The 760-nt window shown below is 42.0% G+C and carries 1 pseudogene; it reads right to left on the bottom strand.

Features of this window, described 5'->3' with window-relative positions:
- Nucleotides 1-760 (bottom strand): annotated as a pseudogene (gene comA, locus GMD4S_RS09765) (peptide cleavage/export ABC transporter ComA); the annotation flags it as partial.

Genomic DNA, 760 nt, shown 5'->3' with positions numbered 1-760 from the left:
TTAACCATCATCTTGGCCAAGGTGGTCTTTCCTGACCCTGAAATCCCCACAAAAGCCACCTTAGACCCTTGCGGAATGGTCAAATTGATATCCGACAAGACGTCACGACCATAGCCATACTTGTAGTGAACCTGTTTAAAGGTCATATCCCCTTTCATCATGCTCAAATCTTCTACCGTTTTCTTCTCCTCAAACTCCGAAGCTACTAGATAAACCTCATTTAAGCGATTATTGGCAACCTGCGCTGTCTGAAGTTTGGTTTGTAGGTTAATGATATTTTCCAAAGGATTGGTAAAGTAAACAAGCAGGGTGTTATAAGTAATCAGCTGACCCAAACTCATTTTCCCATCCATGACCAGAATAGCTCCCAGCCAGAGAACAGCAACATTGAGCAGGAGCTGGGCAACTTTTTTCAGTGCCTTTTGCTGGCTTTCTGCCCGACTGTAGGTAAAGGATTTTTTCAGATAAGCCACAAATTCCTTATCAATCTTTTGATAGCGTGAACTTTCACTGGTCAAAGACTTAATGGTCTCAATACCGTTGATGTCCTCGATGATAGAAGAAGACAGAACCGCATTAGCTTCCATGGTATCCCGATTCATCTTTTCAAAAGGCTTCATAAAGGCAAAGATAATCACTGTATAGATGGGAAGCGCAAGCAGACTAATGAAAAAGAGTGTCATATTTTGTGAAAACAAGACCAGCGAGATAATCAAAATCGTCGACACATCTAGGAAAATCGACAGAATGGTCGACGCCA

The sequence above is a fragment of the Streptococcus sp. GMD4S genome, from assembly GCF_000296955.1.
The sequence above is the reverse complement of the archived record's forward strand: the minus strand, read 5'-3'. Positions and strand labels throughout refer to the sequence as shown.